This window comes from Listeria rocourtiae subsp. hofi (assembly GCF_963575615.1).
Classification (GTDB): domain Bacteria; phylum Bacillota; class Bacilli; order Lactobacillales; family Listeriaceae; genus Listeria_A; species Listeria_A hofi.
The window spans coordinates 1-300 of the sequence record NZ_CAUYTL010000123.1 but is presented as its reverse complement, the minus strand read 5'-3'; the positions used below and the strand labels follow the sequence as shown (position 1 = coordinate 300).

1 pseudogene is annotated in these 300 nt (G+C 39.3%); it reads left to right on the top strand.

Going from position 1 to position 300, the window contains the following annotated elements:
• Nucleotides 1–300, top strand: a pseudogene (locus R8925_RS16020) (undecaprenyl/decaprenyl-phosphate alpha-N-acetylglucosaminyl 1-phosphate transferase); the annotation flags it as partial.

The following is a 300-nucleotide window of genomic DNA, read 5'->3' as shown; positions in this document are numbered from 1 at the left end:
ATATATCATCGCGATTCTTTCGATGATGGGCTTTAAAAATGTCCCGTTTATATCATTGATTGTACCAGTTCTCATTTTATGTGTCGCGAGTTTCGATACGATTTTTTGTATTATTAGAAGAATTGTGCATCGCACGCCAATTGCAATGGCGGATAAATCCCATTTGCATCATAGCTTAATGAAGCTCGGGTTTACGCACCGCCAACCCGTGATTCTGATTTACGCGATTTCAGCGCGATTCTCGCTATTCGCACTTATTTTCACGATGTCAACATTTTGGGGATCATTTTTACTCATTAT